The 16747-nt window shown below is 68.4% G+C and carries 14 protein-coding genes and 1 pseudogene; 8 read left to right on the forward strand and 7 right to left on the reverse strand.

Annotated elements, in window-relative coordinates:
* On the forward strand, positions 1 to 1226 hold a 1226-nt coding region (locus tag ACK59X_RS34215), incomplete at its 5' end, for a PhoX family protein (RefSeq protein ID WP_409963905.1).
* 105 nt (positions 1227 to 1331) lie between these two features.
* Here the strand turns inward: ACK59X_RS34215 and ACK59X_RS34220 are convergent.
* The 4 genes from ACK59X_RS34220 to ACK59X_RS34235 form a co-directional block, all read right to left on the reverse strand.
* Entirely contained in the window at positions 1332 to 2180 is an 849-nt protein-coding gene (locus ACK59X_RS34220) for an iron dicitrate transport regulator FecR (RefSeq protein ID WP_409963907.1), read from the reverse strand.
* Positions 2143 to 2976 carry a BPSS1780 family membrane protein gene (locus ACK59X_RS34225; protein WP_409963909.1) on the reverse strand — a complete coding sequence of 278 codons (834 nt, stop codon included), beginning with the start codon at positions 2974 to 2976 and terminating at the stop codon, positions 2143 to 2145. Before ACK59X_RS34225 ends, ACK59X_RS34220 begins: the two co-directional genes overlap by 38 nt.
* 178 nt (positions 2977 to 3154) lie before the next feature.
* A complete protein-coding gene (locus ACK59X_RS34230; protein ID WP_409963911.1) occupies positions 3155 to 4108 on the reverse strand; it encodes a homoserine kinase in 954 nt (317 codons plus the stop codon).
* Positions 4109 to 4189: 81 nt separating this feature from the next.
* Complete coding sequence (locus tag ACK59X_RS34235) at positions 4190 to 4549, reverse strand: hypothetical protein (protein ID WP_409963913.1); 360 nt, start codon at positions 4547 to 4549, stop codon at positions 4190 to 4192.
* Between the two features lie 75 nt (positions 4550 to 4624).
* On the opposite strand from ACK59X_RS34235, the gene polA reads away from it, so the two are divergent.
* Both polA and ACK59X_RS34245 read left to right on the forward strand, forming a co-directional pair.
* Positions 4625 to 7444 carry a DNA polymerase I gene (polA, locus tag ACK59X_RS34240; protein ID WP_409963915.1) on the forward strand — a complete coding sequence of 940 codons (2820 nt, stop codon included), beginning with the start codon at positions 4625 to 4627 and terminating at the stop codon, positions 7442 to 7444.
* Between the two features lie 41 nt (positions 7445 to 7485).
* Complete coding sequence (locus ACK59X_RS34245) at positions 7486 to 8415, forward strand: LysR family transcriptional regulator (RefSeq protein ID WP_409963917.1); 930 nt, start codon at positions 7486 to 7488, stop codon at positions 8413 to 8415.
* A 7-nt stretch (positions 8416 to 8422) separates the two neighbouring features.
* Here the strand turns inward: ACK59X_RS34245 and ACK59X_RS34250 are convergent, their stop codons facing one another.
* The gene (locus ACK59X_RS34250; protein ID WP_409963919.1) at positions 8423 to 9634 is read right to left on the reverse strand and encodes a D-amino acid dehydrogenase; all 1212 of its coding nucleotides are present in this window, start codon (positions 9632 to 9634) and stop codon (positions 8423 to 8425) included.
* A 236-nt stretch (positions 9635 to 9870) separates the two neighbouring features.
* Here ACK59X_RS34250 and ACK59X_RS34255 point away from each other — a divergent pair, with 236 nt between their 5' ends.
* The 4 genes and pseudogenes from ACK59X_RS34255 (at position 9871) to ACK59X_RS34270 (ending at position 13569) form a co-directional block, all read left to right on the forward strand.
* Positions 9871 to 10761 carry an amino acid ABC transporter substrate-binding protein gene (locus ACK59X_RS34255; protein WP_409963921.1) on the forward strand — a complete coding sequence of 297 codons (891 nt, stop codon included), beginning with the start codon at positions 9871 to 9873 and terminating at the stop codon, positions 10759 to 10761.
* 15 nt (positions 10762 to 10776) lie between these two features.
* Positions 10777 to 11547, forward strand: a complete 771-nt coding sequence (locus tag ACK59X_RS34260) for an aspartate/glutamate racemase family protein (protein WP_409963923.1) — start codon at positions 10777 to 10779, stop codon at positions 11545 to 11547.
* Between the two features lie 123 nt (positions 11548 to 11670).
* Positions 11671 to 12567, forward strand: a pseudogene (locus tag ACK59X_RS34265) (dienelactone hydrolase family protein).
* A gap of 168 nt (positions 12568 to 12735) precedes the next feature.
* Positions 12736 to 13569: a ZIP family metal transporter gene (locus ACK59X_RS34270; protein ID WP_409963925.1), complete on the forward strand. Its 834-nt coding sequence runs from the start codon at positions 12736 to 12738 to the stop codon at positions 13567 to 13569.
* A 56-nt stretch (positions 13570 to 13625) separates the two neighbouring features.
* On the opposite strand, the gene ACK59X_RS34275 is transcribed toward ACK59X_RS34270, so the two are convergent.
* The gene (locus ACK59X_RS34275; protein WP_409963927.1) at positions 13626 to 14375 is read right to left on the reverse strand and encodes a LytR/AlgR family response regulator transcription factor; all 750 of its coding nucleotides are present in this window, start codon (positions 14373 to 14375) and stop codon (positions 13626 to 13628) included.
* Positions 14372 to 15556 (reverse strand): sensor histidine kinase, encoded by a 1185-nt coding sequence (locus ACK59X_RS34280; RefSeq protein WP_409963929.1) that lies wholly within the window; start codon positions 15554 to 15556, stop codon positions 14372 to 14374. The genes ACK59X_RS34275 and ACK59X_RS34280 overlap by 4 nt, the downstream gene beginning before the upstream one ends.
* A gap of 51 nt (positions 15557 to 15607) precedes the next feature.
* On the opposite strand from ACK59X_RS34280, the gene argH reads away from it, so the two are divergent.
* Positions 15608 to 16747 (forward strand): argininosuccinate lyase (gene argH / locus ACK59X_RS34285; RefSeq protein ID WP_409963931.1); only part of this gene is annotated, 1140 nt, incomplete at its 3' end.

The following is a 16747-nucleotide window of genomic DNA, read 5'->3' on the forward strand; positions in this document are numbered from 1 at the left end:
GCGTGGGCGTGCCCACCTCCGCCGGCCGCTACAAGTGGGAAACCGCTGCCGGCGACGCCACCGAAGTGGCAGGCGAGTTCTCCCGCTTCAACGTGACCCCCGGCGGCACCAGCGCCCTCAACGACTGGCGCAATGAAGTCAACGGATTCGGCTACCTGGTCGAGATCGACCCCTACAACCCCGACAGCGTGGCCACCAAGCGCACGGCCATGGGCCGCTTCGCACACGAAGGCGCGGCCTACGGCAAGCCAGAAGCCGGCAAGCCGCTGGCGTTCTACAGCGGCGACGATTCGCGTTTCGAGTACATCTACCGCTTCGTGTCGGACGCCAACTGGGACCCTGCCGACGCACGCCGTACCGACCGCCTGGCCGTGGGCAACAAGTACCTGGACAAGGGCACGCTGTATGTTGCGCGCTTCAACGAAGACGGCACGGGCACCTGGCTGCCGCTGACCCTGGCCGCTGTGGGCAAGGACGGCACGCGCCTGGGCGACAAGTACAAGACCATCGAAGAGATCCTGATCAACACCCGCGCCGCGGCCGACTTCATGGGCGCCACGCCCATGGACCGCCCCGAGTGGACGGCCGTGCACCCGTCCAACGGCGATGTGTACGTGACGCTGACCAACAACACCAGCCGCAATGCCACCACGGGCGTGAACGCCGCCAATCCGCGCCTGAACAACGCCAACGGCCACATCGTGCGCTGGCACGACACGCCCAACGCGAACACCTTCAAGTGGGAGATCTATGTGTTCGGTTCGGACGCTGGTGCTGCTGCCGACACCAACCGCTCGGGCCTGACGGCGCTGAACCAGCTGGCCAGCCCCGATGGCCTGGCTTTCGACGACCGCGGCATCATGTGGATCCAGACCGACAACGGCATCGACGGCGGCCGCAACAACGCGGTGGCCCGTGCGACCAACGACCAGATGCTGGCCGTGATCCCCGGCGCCATGACCACCGACAGCAAGGGCACGGGCCCGGTCATCAATGCCCAGAACCAGGGCGACCTGCGCCGCTTCTTCGTGGGCCCGAACGAAGCCGAAATCACCGGCTTTGCCTACACGCCGGACTACAAGACCATCTTCCTGAACATCCAGCACCCGGTGAACTGGCCCGCCTATGGCACCAGCGACGCCACGGCGCTGCCTTCGGGTACCGTGCGTCCCCGCTCCTCCACCGTGGTGATCCAGAAGGCCGACGGCGGCCAGATCGGGGTGTAAGGCAAGCCAGCCAGGCCCGGCGCTCGCCCGGGCCAGGGCCTGCCCGAAGGCTGCCACGCTCCGGCGTGGCAGCCTTTTTTAATGGGCGTGCGCGCGCGGCTGGCTTCAGTAGTCGGAGCCGTAGGGCGAGGGGGCTGGCGCGCGCGGGCGCGGTGCGGGCGCTGCACCGGGCGATGCCGCGCCCCGGGGTTGCGAGGCCGTGCCCGCACCGGGCGCTTCGGGGTAGCCGTAGCCGCCGATCTGCCCGCCGCCATCCTTGCTGCCCTTGCGCCCGGCGATCTGCCAGGCCGTGCGCTGGTCCACGAGCCGGGCCAGGAACTCGAGCTCCTCGTCGGTGTGGTTGATGGCGCCGGCCGGCGTCAGCATGCGGCTGTTGCGCGGTGCGACCTCGGCCCAGAAGGCCTGGTGGTAGGAGGCGCGGCTCACGACGGACTCGCCGCCCCCCGCCGCGATGTCCACCGTGCCGTAGCAGTTGCAGAAGTAGCTGCGGAAATCCTGCTCGGGGAACACCTCGGCATACACCCCCGTGCCGCGGATGCCGGCCGTGGCCGTGGGCATGACCACCTGGCGCTCGCTGCCGCGTCCCCAGACGCTGGCGACGGCACCGGTCAGCAGGCGCAGCACCTTCACCGCCGTGGGGGTGTCGCCCTCGAGCGCCATGCGCGTGTTCTGGCGCACCATGAAGGCGTCGTTGCCGACGGTGAACACCACGCTGGAATCCGGGCCGGTTTCGATCCGGTCGCCGGCGCCGATGCTTTCACCTGCAGCCAGGGCCTGGCCGTTGCGGCGCACGTCACCACGCATCTCCACCACGTTGCGGTTCTGCTGGGCGTGCACCGCGCTGATGCCGCCGGCCGCCGTCCAGGCCGCCGCAGCCTGCAGCAGGCTGCGCCTCTGGTACCAGACGACTTCGTCCTCAGTGCGGCCCTGGAGCTGGTGCTGGCTGTTCGTCATGGGATTCTTCCGATGAAGGTTTGGCAGGCGGTTCGAAGCAGTCGCGGAACGTGAAGACGATGGAGGTGAAGAACATGGCCGCCAGCATCATGGCCGTGCCGACCATGACGCCGCTGGCGGCCGCGCCCAGGCCGGCCAGGGCAATCAGGCCCGAGGCCAGGGCCACCAGCACGCCGGCCAGGAGGAACACCCCCATCCAGCCCAGGCCGAACACGAAGAAGGCGCCGAAGTTGCGCACGCAGGCCACCAGGCTGAAGAACAGGGCCTTCACGGGAGGGATGCCATGCCAGTGCACCAGCCCCGGCGCATGCCAGAAGGTCAGCGACAGCGGCAGGTACAGCAGCATCGACAGCCACATGGCGGCCTGGAACGCGCCGTTTTCGGCCACTTCGCGCTTGAGCGGGGTGCCGCCCAGGTAGACACTGGCGAACAGGCCGCCATCGATCAGCGCCGACAGCCCCATGATGGAGAGAAAGCCCACGGCGTACAGGGCACCCAGCACCAGCATGTCGCGCAGGCGCTGCTGGCCGGTGCGAAACTCCACCAGCAGCACGGAGGGCGTGGGAAAGCGCCCCATCGTGGTCTCGGCCGCCGCCACCATCATGGCCAGCGTGGCCGAAGGCAGCAGGGCCAGTGCGATGACCGTGCCCACCAGGGGCACCAGGCTGGCCAGCGACATGGCGGCCATGGTCATGAAGAACAACGCCGCCAGCGCCATGGGTTGGCGCCAGAACGACCGGATGCCGAGCTGTACCCAGGTCATGCCGGTGCGGGCGGGGACGATGTTGAGTTTCATGGGGACAAAGGGCTGCTCAGGACAACGGCCCGTGTGCTCGGGCCTGGCAATGGGGTGGGGGAGACAATGCCGAATTTACCCCAGCCCACCCTGGCCGGGGTCGCATGGGGGCTTGCAAAAGCCCTCGCAGCGTGACATTCCTCGCGGAATGCCGGTCCATGGGACGATTGGGGAACGTTCAGCCCGCGTGCACCGGCTGGGCCACGCGAGAGCGCAGCACGCGCTCGAAGTGCGTCGGGTCGTGCGGTTTGAGCATGGAAGCCTCGCGCGGCAGGTAGAAGTCCCACAGCCGCGAGATCCAGAAACGCAGCGCCCCGGCGCGCAGCATGGCCGGCAGCAGTTCGCGCTCGGCCGCCGTGAGCGGGCGCACGGCCTGGTAGGCGTCCAGCATGCGCCGGGCGCGCTCGGGGTCGTGCGCTCCGGTGGGCAGGTCGATGCACCAGTCGTTCAGGCACACGGCCAGGTCGAACAGCCAGGTATCCACGCCGGCGAAATAGAAGTCGAAGAAGCCGGTGAGCTCCTCGCCGTCGAACATCACGTTGTCGCGGAACAGGTCGGCATGCACCGGCCCGGTGGGCAGCGCCGCATAGGCCGAGGAGGCGGCCACGTGGTTCTGGTAGGCCAGCTCCGAGCGCAGCAGCGCCGCCTGGCTGGCATCGATGTGCGGCAGCACCACGGGCACGGTCTCGTTCCACCAGGGCAGGCCGCGCAGGTTGGGCTGGTGGCGGTCGTAGTTGCGCCCGGCCAGGTGCATGCGCGCCAGCATGCTGCCCACCGCGGCGCAGTGCACCGGGCCGGGGGCGAGCTGGCTTTTGCCGCGCAGCTTGCTCACCACGGCGGCCGGCTTGCCGCACACCGTGTGCAGGATGTCGCCGTTCTTGTCGCCGCGCGGGTCGGGTACGGGCACGCCGCCGTGCGCCAGGTGCTTCATCAGGTGCAGGTAGAAGGGCAGTTGCTCGGCCGTGAGGCGCTCGAACAGCGTCAGCACGAACTCGCCCTGGTCGCTGGTCAGGAAGTAGTTGGTGTTCTCGATCCCGCCTTCGATGCCGCGCAGTGCGACCAGCTCGCCGAGGTTCAGGCGGCGCAGCAGTGCGCTCGCCTCTTCGTTGGAGACTTCAGTGAAAACGGCCATCGCAGAGCAGGGAAAGTGCGGGAAAAGGGGCGAAACAAGGGAGGGCGGCGCGCACCGCGCGCGGGTGCCAACCAGCGGGCGTCAGAACTTCAGCACGTTCCAGACCCGGGGGCCGGTGTTGGTCTCGGCACCGTTCAAGGCGCCAGTGCGGCCGCGTGCGCCATCGGGCGACTGCACTTCGTAGGCGGGCATGTTGCCGGTCTTGGGCTGCACGTTGATGCTCTGCGTCTGGCCGCCCACGCGCAGTTCGTCGACACGGCTGCCTGCGTCCTCGATCTGGATGCGTTCGGTGCGCTGGTTGGTGCGCCCGGACAGGGATTCAGGCGTGGTGAGCGCCTCGCCTTGCCGGGGGGCGCCCGCAGGGGAATTCTGGCCCGGAGTCTGGGCCAGTACGGGGCCGCAGGCCAGGGCCAGCAGCAGGGAGAGGTGAACAGCGCGCATGGCCCGATTGTAGAGCGCCCCGGGCACCGGTGGTGCAGGGGTGGTTTGGGGCTTTGGCCGTGCACAATGGCCCCCATGAGCAATAAAAAGACCCTGGTGCTGGTGGACGGCTCCAGCTACCTGTACCGCGCCTACCATGCCATGCCCGACCTGCGGGCCGTGCCGGGCGACCCCACGAGCGCGGCCACGGGCGCCATCCGCGGCATGATCAACATGATGCAGGCCCTGCGCAAGGAAGTGCACGCCGACTATGCCGCCTGCATCTTCGACGCCAGCGGCCCGACCTTCCGCGACGAGATCTACCCCGAGTACAAGGCGCAGCGCGCGCCCATGCCCGACGACCTGCGTGCCCAGATCGAACCCATCCACGATGTGGTGCGCATGCTGGGCTGGACGGTGCTGGCCATTCCCGGGGTGGAAGCCGACGACGTGATCGGCACCCTGGCGGTGACCGCCGCCACCCAGGGCATCGACGTGGTGGTCTCCAGCGGCGACAAGGACCTGTCGCAGCTGGTGGACGAGCACATCACTATCATCGACACCATGAACGGCAAGCGCCGCGACGTGGCCGGCGTGACCGCCGAGTTCGGCGTGCCCCCGCACCTGATGGTGGACTACCAGACCCTGGTGGGCGACGCCGTGGACAACGTGCCCGGTGTGCCCAAGGTGGGGCCCAAGACAGCCGCCAAGTGGCTCATGGAGTACGGCTCCCTGGCCGAACTGGTGGCACGCGCCGGCGAGATCAAGGGCGTGGCTGGCGAGAACCTGCGCAACACTTTGGACTGGCTGCCCACCGGGCGCAAGCTGGTGACCATCCGCACCGATTGCGATCTGGTCGAACACATCGTGGGGCTGCCTGCGCTCGATGCCATCGCGATCGGCGAGCAGCAGGTCGATGGTCTGCGCGAGTTCTATGAAAAATACGGCTTCAAGGGCCTGGCACGCTCGCTGGGCGCTGCGGCCGAGCCCGTCGCCGCCGATGCTCCCCCGGCGCCGCGCAAGAAGGCCGGCGACACGGATACGGCCGACCTGTTCGCCGAGCCATCGGCCGACGCAGAAGGCACACCGGCGGCCGCCGACAAGCCGGCGCGCAACGCGCGCTACGAGACCATCCTGACCTGGGACCAGTTCGACCGCTGGCTGGCCACGTTGCATGTGGCACCGCTGACGGCGCTCGATACCGAAACCACCTCGCTCGACGAGATGCGCGCCGAGATCGTGGGCATCAGCTTCAGCGTGGAGCCGGGCGCGGCCGCCTATGTGCCGCTGCGCCACGAGGGGCCCGATGCCCCCGCACAGCTGCCACTGGACGAGGTGCTGGCGCGCCTCAAGCCCTGGCTCGAAGACCCACGCCACGCCAAGCTGGGCCAGCACATCAAGTACGACCGCCACGTGTTCGCCAACCATGGCATCGAAGTGCAGGGCTATGCGCACGACACCATGTTGCAGAGCTACGTGCTCGAAGTGCACAAGCCCCATGGCCTGGCCAGCCTGGCCGACCGGCACCTGGGACGCAGTGGCATCAGCTACGAAGACCTGTGCGGCAAGGGCGCGCACCAGATCCCATTTGCCCAGGTGGACGTGGCCAAGGCCGCCGAATACTCGTGCGAAGACTCCGACCAGACCCTGGACGTGCACAAGGCCCTGTGGCCGCTGCTCGAAGCCAACGAGAAGCTGCGCTTCATCTACGACCTGGAGATGGCCAGCAGCGAAGCGCTGTACCGCATCGAGCGCAATGGCGTGCTGATCGACGCACCCACCCTGGCCAACCAGAGCCATGAACTGGGCCAGCGCATCCTGCAGCTCGAAACCGAGGCCTACGAGATCGCGGGCCAGCCCTTCAACCTGAGCAGCCCCAAGCAGCTTGGCGAGATCTTCTTCGACAAGCTGGGCATGCCCGTGGTCAAGAAGACCGCCACCGGCGCGCGCAGCACCGACGAAGAGGTGCTCGAAAAGCTGGCCGAAGACTACCCGCTGCCGGCCAAGCTGCTGGAGCACCGCGGTCTGGTCAAGCTCAAGGGCACCTACACCGACAAGCTGGCCCAGCTGGCGTTGCCGCGCACGGGCCGGGTGCACACCCACTATGCGCAGGCGGTGGCCGTCACCGGGCGCCTGTCGAGCAACGACCCCAACCTGCAGAACATCCCCATCCGCACACCCGAAGGCCGGCGTGTGCGCGAGGCCTTCGTCGCACCCGCAGGCAGCGTGATCGCCAGCGCCGACTACTCGCAGATCGAACTGCGCATCATGGCCCACATCAGCGGTGACCATTCGTTGCTGCATGCCTTCCATGCAGGGCTGGACGTGCACCGCGCCACCGCGGCCGAGGTCTTCGGCGTGGCGGTGGACCAGGTCACCAGCGAGCAGCGCCGCTATGCCAAGGTCATCAACTTCGGCCTGATCTACGGCATGAGCAGCTTTGGGCTGGCCAAGAACCTGGGCATCGAGACCAAGGCCGCGGCCGCCTACATCGACAAGTACTTCCAGCGCTACCCTGGCGTCAAGCAGTACATGGACGAGACCAAGGCCGCCGCCAAGTCCATGGGCTATGTGGAAACCGTGTTCGGCCGCCGCCTGTACCTGCCCGAGATCAACTCGCCCAACGGCCCGCGCCGCAGCGGTGCCGAGCGCGCCGCCATCAACGCCCCCATGCAGGGCACGGCGGCCGACCTGATCAAGCTGGCCATGGTGGCGGTGCAGAAGGAACTCGACGCGCACAAGCCCCAGATCAAGATGATCATGCAGGTGCACGACGAACTGGTGTTCGAGCTGCCCGAGGGCGAGGTGGACTGGCTGCGCAGCCATGTTCCGCGCCTGATGGCAGAAGTGGCGGCGCTCAAGGTGCCGCTGCTGGCCGAGGTGGGTGTCGGCCCCAACTGGGACAAGGCACATTGAAGGGCCGTGGCGCTGGCGCGTTCGTTGCAAGGTAGATCAGCATGCGCCTGCGCCATATCGAAGTTTTTAACGCGGTGATGCTCACCGGCAGCGTCAGCGCTGCCGCGCGGCTCATCAATGTCACCCAGCCAGCGGTGAGCCGTATCCTCGCGCACGCCGAGCTGCAGCTCGGCTTCGCGCTGTTCCACCGCCTCAAGGGGCGGCTGGTGCCGACCACCGAGGCGCAGACCCTGTACCCGCACATCGAGCGCCTGTTCACCCAGCTCGACGATGTGCAGCGCCTGGCTGCCAGCCTCAAGGGCGATCGGCGCGAGGGCGAGCTGCACATCCTGAGCGTGCTGGCACTGAGCTACGAGGTGCTGCCACGTGCGCTGCGCAGCTTTCGCGCACTGCACCCGGACGTGGGCATCACCATCGAGGCGCTGCACTCGCCGCAGATCGTCTCGGCCCTGGTGCTGCAGGAGGCGGACGTGGGCTTCGTCTTCAGCTCCATCGCCCACCCCTCGCTGAGCCAGGAGCACATCGCCGATGGCTACATGGTCTGCGTGGCACCCAAAGGCATGCTGAACCCGGCGCTGGTGCAGGCGGGCAGCGTGCACCTGACGGACCTGGCGGACACGCCGGTGGTGCGCCTGGACGCGCGCGACCCCATCGGCACGGTGGTCAGCCACGCCTGCCGCGAGGCCGGTGTGGGCCTGCGCACGGCCATCACGGTGCAGACCTACCATGCTGCGCTGGCTCTGGCGCGCCATGGCCATGCCGTAGCGCTGGTGGATGCCTGCACGGCCGCCTCGGCCGACCGCAGCCAGGTGGACGTGCTGGCGCTGGCGCCGCACATCCCCGTGCCCATCCAGTCGCTGCGCACCGTCAACCGACCCGCTTCGCTGCTGGCCAGCGCCATGGCCGCCTGCATGCGCCAGGCCGTGGCCGAGACCATGGGCACCGCAGGCCTGCCCGGCCCTGCACCCTGAAGGGTTGTCAGCGCGCCAGCAGTTGGGCGACCTGTGCCGCCGTGCCGAAAGCCAGGGTGAAGCCCAGCGCACCGTGCCCGGTGTTGAGCACCAGATTGTCCGGCGCACCCGCGCGGTGGCCCACCACCGGCAGCCCGGTGGGGGTGGCCGGGCGCATGCCGGTCCAGGGCCGGGTGGCCGCGAAGTCGCTGCAGCGCGGGAACAGGGTGCGTGTGGCATCGCACAGGCTCTGGATGCGCTCGGGGGGGATGCGCGTGTCGTTTCCCACCAGCTCTGCCATGCCGGCCACGCGCAGGCGCTGGCCGATGCGCGCAAACACCACCTTGCGCGCCGCGTCGGTCACGCTCACACGCGGCGCCGCACCGGGTGCATCAATGGTATCGAGCGTGATGCTGTAGCCCTTGAGCGGATAGACCGGCAGGTACAGGCCCAACTGGCGGGCCAGGCCGTGGCTGGCGCTGCCCAGGGCCAGCACGAAATGCTCGGCCTCCACGTTCCCCTGGCTGGTGCGCACCGCGTGGATGCGGCCCTGTCTGGTGGCAAAGCCCTGGATCTCGGTGCCCAGCAGAAAGCGCACACCGCGGGCGGCGAGCAGGGCTTGCAGGCCTTGGCATACCTGCAGGCAGTCGGCCGCGCATTCGCTCTCGGTGTGGATGGCCCCGGCAATCCGGCCCTGGTAGTGGGCAAGGGCCGGCTCCAGCGCCATGCAGCGGTCGGCATCCACGGCCTCCTGCGCGCAGCCCAAGGCGCGCTGCAGTTCCATCTGCCGCTGGGCGGAGGCAAAGGCATCGGCGCTGCTGTACAGCACCAGCTTGCCAGTGGCCGAGAAATCGCAGGCCAGCCGCTCGGCCTGCAGCATGGCGTCGAAATGCCTGCGGCTCATTGCCGCCAGGCCCAGCAGCTCGGCCGTGCTGCGCGCCGAGGTATTCCGGTTGCAGGCCGCCAGGAACTGCAGGCCCCAGCGCCACTGGTGCAGGTCCCACTGCGGGCGCAGTGACAGAGGGGAGTCGGCCGCGAACAGCAGGCTGGGCAGCTGCCGCCAGATGCCCGCGTCGGCCAGGGGCTGCACATAGCTGTAGCTCAGTTGCCCGCCGTTGCCGCCGCTGGCCCCTTCGCCGGGCGCGCTCCGGTCGATCACGGTGACCTCCATGCCACGCTGGTGCAGCGCATACGCAGTGGCCAGTCCCACGATGCCTGCACCCAATACACAAACCTGCATGCTCTTTGCTTTGGTTGATTGCTCTGGCGGCCACTGTAGAAGCCCGCGCCGGTTTTGAACAATGCCGATGCGCACGGGGGCCATGACGGCAGGTTATGGGGCGGGTATGCCCCAGGCATAACTTTCCGACATGGCCTCCCCGGTGAAATGAATTGTTCAAAGCGGCGGCAAATTTCTACAGTGCGTTCACGCCTTGCCTTTTTCTTTCTCATTCACCTCCTCACGAAGGGATTTCCATGCGACTGTCCGCCACCACCCGTGCCGCCCTGCTGGCCACCGGCCTCCTGGCCTGTTCCATCGCCAGTGCCGACACGCTCAAGAAGATCGCCGACACCGGCAAGATCACGCTGGCCTACCGCGACTCGTCCGTCCCCTTCAGCTACCTGGCGGGCCCCGGCCAGCCTGTGGGCTTTGCGGTGGACATTTCCAATGCGGTGGCCGATGCGGTCAAGAAGCGGTTGAACAACCCCGCGATCAAGGTCGAGCTGCAGCCCGTCACCTCGCTCAACCGCATCCCCCTGGTGCAGAACGGTACGGTGGACCTGGAATGCGGCTCCACCACCAACAACAGCGTGCGCGGCAAGGATGTGCAGTTCGCCACCAACTACTTCTATACCGGCACTCGCCTCTTGACCAAGAAGACCTCGGGCATCAAGAACTTCAGCGACCTGGCCAAGCGCAAGATCTCCACCACCTCGGGCACCACCAACGCCCAGGTGGTGCGCAAGTACGACCGCGACAACAAGCTCGACATGGAGATCCTGATGGGCAAGGACCACGAGGATTCGCTGCTGCTGGTGGACACCGGCCGGGCCGATGCCTTTGCCATGGACGACATCCTGCTCTACGGCCTGATGGCCAATGCGCGCAACCCGGCCGAATGGGACGTGGTGGGCGATGCGCTGCAGGTCGAGCCCTACGCCTGCATGCTGCGCAAGGACGACCCGCAGTTCCAGGCCCTGGTCAACGGTGTCATCGGCGGCATGATGAAGTCCGGCGAGTTCGAGAAGCTCTACACCAAGTGGTTCATGTCGCCGATTGCACCGCGCGGCCAGAGCCTCAAGCTGCCCATGGGCAAGGAGCTGCGCGACAACCTGTCGGCCCAGAGCGACAAGCCGGCCGTCTGAAGGGAGCCACCGAGCATGTTGTCGGCACGCCATCGCCCCGCCACGCAGACGGTGGGCATCCTGGGCGGCATGGGGCCCGCGGCGGGCGCGGACTTCGCGCGCCTGTTCGTGCAGGCCTGCGGCGAGCGCATGGCGCAGCTGGGCATCCCCGTGCACGACCAGGCCTATCCTGAGCACTGGCTGGCGCAGGTGCCCATTCCCGACCGCACGGCCGCACTGGGCGATACCCGCCCGGGTGCGCACCAGCCGGCCGAACCCATGCTGCAGGCCACCGGCCGCCTGGCTGCGCTGGGGGCCCGTGCGGTTGCCATCGCCTGCAACACGGCCCATGCCTGGCATGGGCTGTTGCAGCAGCGCTTTCCCCAACTGGTGGTGCTGCATGGCGTGCAGGAGGTGGTGGCTGGCCTTGCGGCACACCAGGTGCGCAGCGTGGGTCTGCTGGCCACGCGCGGTGCCTATGACGCGGGACTGTACCAGGGCGAGCTCGGGCGTGCAGGCATCGCGTGCCACCTGCCCACCGATGCCGAGCGCGAACGGCTGATGCAAGGCATTTACGACGGCGTGAAGGCCGGCGACTATGCGCTCGCGCGGGATCGCTTCGAGTCGGTCGCACTCGCTCTGCAGCAGCGCCACGGCATCGCTACCCTCGTCATGGGCTGCACGGAGATCCCCCTGGCGCTGTCCGAAGGGCCTGCACTGCCGGGCATGGTGCTGGTCAACCCGTCGGCCGTGCTGGCAGCGGCACTGGCGCGGCAGGCCTACGTGGACGCCTTGCCCGGCGGTTGAGCCCAGGCGGCTGCCCGGGCATGCCCATTGCCCGCTGCTGCCTTTGGGAGCGCTCTGGCAGTGTTCCTCTAAACCCCCTAGACTGCGCGCTCGCCTTGTTCCCTTTTCTCCTGGAGATCAACGATGCTGAGCGACGACCACCGACTGGATACCGAGGCCCTGGTGCCCGGCCGCACCACCGAAGCCGGCGCCACGCGCCGCCTGGCCCTGCAGACGGCCCTGGGCCTGGGCTATGCCGCCGCGGCCACGCCGCTGATGGCGCAGACGGCCATCGCCACTCCGGCCGACGGCCTGACCGCCGGCGAGGTCAGCTTCACCGTGGGCGGCTTCAAGGTGCCGGCCTACCGCGCAGCGCCGGAAGGCAAGACCAACCTGCCCGTTGTGCTGGTGATCCAGGAGATCTTCGGTGTGCACGAATACATCGCCGACACCTGACGCCGCTTCGCCAAGGCCGGCTACCTGGCCATCGCCCCGCAGCTCTATGCGCGCCAGGGCGACCCTTCCAAGTACACCGAGGCCGCCAAGATCACCGCCGAAATCGTCTCCAAGGTGCCCGACGCCCCGGTGATGGCCGACCTCGACGCCGCCGTGGCCTGGGCCACCGCCAATGGCGGTGACGCCGCGCGCATCGGCATCACCGGCGTTTGCTGGGGTGGCCGCATCACCTGGCTGTATGCGGCGCACGGCCCGGTCAAGGCCGGCGTGGCCTGGTACGGCCGCCTCGTGGGCCAGGCCAGCGACCTCACGCCCAAGCACCCGGTGGAGATCGCCCCCATCCTCAAGGCGCCGGTGCTGGGCCTGTACGGTGAAAAAGACACCGGCATCCCCCTTGACACGGTTGATAAGATGAAAACTGCCCTGGCCGGTGGCACCGCCGCCGCCAAGGCTTCGGAATTCGTGGTGTACCCCGATGCGCCGCACGCGTTCCATGCCGACTACCGCCCCAGCTATCGCAAGGAAGCGGCCGATGATGGCTGGAAGCGTGCGCTGGCCTGGTTCAAGGCGAACGGCGTCGTCTGACCGAGCGCTCTCCTACAATCAGCCGCCCCTGCCTTCAGGGGCGGCTTTTTTCACGCCGATGCAGGCCGGCCCCCGAAAGGGCTGGCCTTGCGCCGGACCGAGCCCGTGGTGCCCCCCGATTGACATAAGAACCCATACCTATCGCTCAATGGACGGTCACATACAGCTATGACTCTGATAGCAATCATCCTCGCCACCCTGGCTGCCGGGATCGGCAGCGTGTGGCTGGCCGCGCTGCTGATGCGCCTGGGCCTTGGCGGGCGTTCCGACAGCGTGGGCCCCCAGCACCTCCTGAGCCTGGCGGCCGGCGCTTTGCTGGCCACCGCCTTCATGCACCTCTTGCCCGAGGCCTTTGAGAGCCAGGCCGGTGCGCACGACCTGTTTGCCACGCTGCTGATCGGCGTGGTGTTCTTCTTTCTGCTCGACAAGGCCGAGCTCTGGCACCATGGGCATGAGCACAGCCACGCGGCGCCCGCCACGGAGCACGACCACGACCATGCAGGCCACGATCATGGGCATGGTCACCACCACCATCACCATGGCGCTCCCCGCGCCGGCGGCTGGGCCGTGCTCACGGGCGACAGCGTGCACTGTTTCGGTGATGGCATCCTGATCGCGTCGGCCTTCATGGCCGATATCCGGCTGGGCATGATCGCTGCCGTGTCGGTGCTGGCGCACGAAGTGCCGCACCACATGGGCGACCTGGTGGTGCTGCGCCAGACCAGCCCCAACCGGCGCATGGCCCTGGTCAAGGTGTCGCTGGCGGGGGCCGTCACGGCGCTGGGCGGCATCGTGGGCTATTTCCTCGTGGGGCAGCTGCAGGACCTGCTGCCGTACTTCCTGGCCGTGGCATCGAGCAGTTTTGTCTACGTCGCCCTGGCCGACCTGATTCCCCAGCTGCAAAAGCGCCTCTCCGCGCGCGAGACCGTGGCCCAGGTCGCCTGGCTGATCGCCGGCATGGTGATCGTCACCTTGGTCAGCGGCGCGGCCCATGGGCATTAGGGCCTGTTAACACCAATTTCGGGGATCGCGTTGCCCGAAATTGGTGTGAACAGGCCCTAGCGCGCCAGCTCCTCGCGCACGGCGGCCACCTGCCGGCGCGAGACGGTGAGCAGCTCCGTCATGCCCTGCAGGCGCACGGCCCAGCCGTCGCCTTCCTCCGGGTCGTAGTGCTTCTCCAGCGCGCGCACGGCGCGCCGGGCCACCAGGGCATTGCGGTGGATGCGCAAAAAGCGCGTGGGGTAGCGGGCCTCCAGCTCGCTCAGGGCGCCGTCCATGATGTAGCTGCGCGTGGCGGTGCGCACCGTCACGTACTTCTGCTCGGCCTTGAAATACAGCACCTCGGCCAGCGGCAGGCGCTCGGTGCGGCCCCGGTCCTGGATCACCAGGGCCTCGCCATCGGCGGCCGAAGGGGCTGCCGGGGTGTGGGTGGGGCGGGTGGTGCGCTGCACCTTGGCCAGGGCCTGCTGCAGGCGTTCGCGCCGCACCGGCTTGGTGAGGTAGTCCACGGCATCGAGCTCGAAGGCATTCACCGCATGGTCGGCATGGGCCGTCACGAAAACCACGGCCGGCGGGCGCGCCAGGGCCTGCAGCGCATGCGCCAGGCCCAGGCCATCCTGGCCGGGCATGTGGATGTCGAGCAGCACCACGTCGAAGGCGCTGCCGCCGGTGGGGCCGAGCAGGGCCATGGCCTCGCCGGCATTGCCGGCCTCGGACACCGTGGTGTGCAGGGTGTCGGCGCAGTCGCCCAACAGGGTGCGCAGGCGGCTGCGAGCCAGGGCTTCGTCGTCAACGATCAGGATGTTCATGGCGCGGCATTGCGGGTTGGGGCGGAGGAGGGGGATGGCGACGCGGACGGCGCGGCCGGCCGTCCAGGGCTGCGGGGGCGGCTGGCCACGCGGGCCGGCCGATCCTGCACGGGCAGGGTGATGCGCACCTGGTACAGGCCGTCGAGCACGCCGGCCGTGAATTCGCCCTGCACGTCGTGCAGCAGGGCCAGGCGCGCGCGCACGTTGGCCAGGGCGATGCCGTGGCCGCGCGGCACGTCGTGGTAGCGGATGTCGGTAGCGGGCAGGGTGTTGGTGATGCGCACCACCACGCGGTTGCCGCGCAGCTCGGTCATCACCTTGAGCTTGCCGCCCCGCGGGCTGGGCTCCACGCCATGCTTGACCGCGTTTTCCACCAGCGGCTGCAGCAGCAGGGGCGGCAGGCGGGCGCTGTCGGTGCGCGGGTCCAGGCTCCACTGCACCTGCAGGCGCTTGCCGAAGCGCACCTCCTCGATGCCCAGGTAGCGGCGCGCGAGGGTGATTTCCTCGCCCAGCGTGGTCGACTCTCCCTGCTCGACGAGCGCCACGCGGAACAGGTCGCTCAGGTCTTCAAGCAGTGACTCGGCCTTGGCGGGCTCCTTGCGCACCAGCGCGATGGCGCTGTTGAGGGTGTTGAACAGAAAGTGCGGGCGGATGCGCGACTGCAACTCGGTCAGGCGTGCCGTGGTGGCCGCCGGCGTGCGGCCCCGCGCGCGCAGCACCAGGGCTGCGACCAGCAGGGCCGAGAGCAGGGCGCCGGTGGCGGCGCTGGCCAGCCAGGGCGAGCGTTCGGCCACGCCGGCCAGCGTGAGCATGGCGCAGGCGTACAGCCCCGCCAGCGCACCGAGCGTCACGCCGGCCGCGTACTGCTGGCCGGTGCCCAGGCCCTGCAGCACGGTCTTCAGGCTGCAGGCGGTGATCAGCCAGGCCAGGGTGGCCGGCAGGGCGCCGCCCGTCACCAGGGCCACGCTGGCCAGCCATTCGGTAGGGTCACGGGCGCCGAACAGGGTTCCCACGCCCACCACCACCTCGACGAACAGCACAGCCCGCAGCACCACGCCGACCTGGCAGGCGTCGAACACCAGCGCCCTTCCGGCAGCGGGTGGGCCGCTGCGCGAAGGGCCTCTGGGCGTGCCCGATTCGGCCTCGGGAGGCTGGGTCGATAAAATTTGCGTGTTTTGCATTGCGGCATCCGGATGTTCCGGGTGTCAGAACTACCGGATTATTGCCCTCCCATGTCCAACAGCCAAGCCAACAGTGCGCCGTCCGCGCCCTCCCACAACCAGCTCGACACCCAGGCCCAGGCCTGGTCGGCGCTTTTGTCGGAGCCCATGAGCGACCTGGTCAAGCGCTACACCTCCAGCGTGTTCTTCGACAAGCGCCTGTGGCAGGCCGACATCGCCGGCAGCCTGGCGCATGCCGAGATGCTGGCCGCGCAGGGCATCATCAGCGCCAACGACCACACCGACATCCAGCGCGGGATGGCGCAGATCGCCTCGGAGATCGAGTCCGGCGGCTTTGAATGGAAGCTCGACCTCGAGGACGTGCACCTGAACATCGAGGCGCGCCTGACCCAACTGGTGGGCGATGCCGGCAAGCGCCTGCACACCGGCCGCAGCCGCAACGACCAGGTGGCCACCGACGTGCGCCTGTGGCTGCGCGGCGAGATCGACCTGATCGCCGACCTGCTCAAGGAGCTGCAGGTGTCGCTGGTGGACGTGGCCGAGCAAAACGTGGAAGTCATCCTTCCGGGCTTCACCCACCTGCAGGTGGCCCAGCCCGTGAGCTTTGGCCACCACATGCTGGCCTACGTGGAAATGTTCGCCCGCGACGCCGAGCGCATGGCCGACGTGCGCCGCCGCGTCAACGTGCTGCCCCTGGGCTCCGCCGCCCTGGCCGGCACCACCTACCCGCTGGACCGCGAGCGCGTGGCGCGTACCCTGGGCATGGAAGGCGTCTGCCAGAACAGCCTGGACGCCGTGAGCGACCGCGACTTCGCCATCGAGTTCACCGCGGCAGCCAGCCTGTGCATGGTGCACGTGAGCCGCCTGAGCGAAGAGCTCATCATCTGGATGAGCCAGAACTTCGGTTTCATCCGCATCGCCGACCGCTTCACCACCGGCAGCTCCATCATGCCGCAGAAGAAGAACCCCGATGTGCCGGAGCTCGCGCGCGGCAAGACCGGCCGTGTGGTCGGCCACCTGATGGGCCTGATCACCCTCATGAAGGGCCAACCCCTGGCCTACAACAAGGACAACCAGGAAGACAAGGAACCGCTGTTCGACACCGTGGACACGCTCAAGGACACGCTGCGCATCTTCGCCGAGATGGTCGGTGGCCAGCTGAACCCCGCCACGGGCAAGAAGGAGGGCGGC

It is taken from the genome of Acidovorax sp. (assembly GCF_046339755.1).
Classification (GTDB): Bacteria; Pseudomonadota; Gammaproteobacteria; order Burkholderiales; family Burkholderiaceae_C; genus Acidovorax.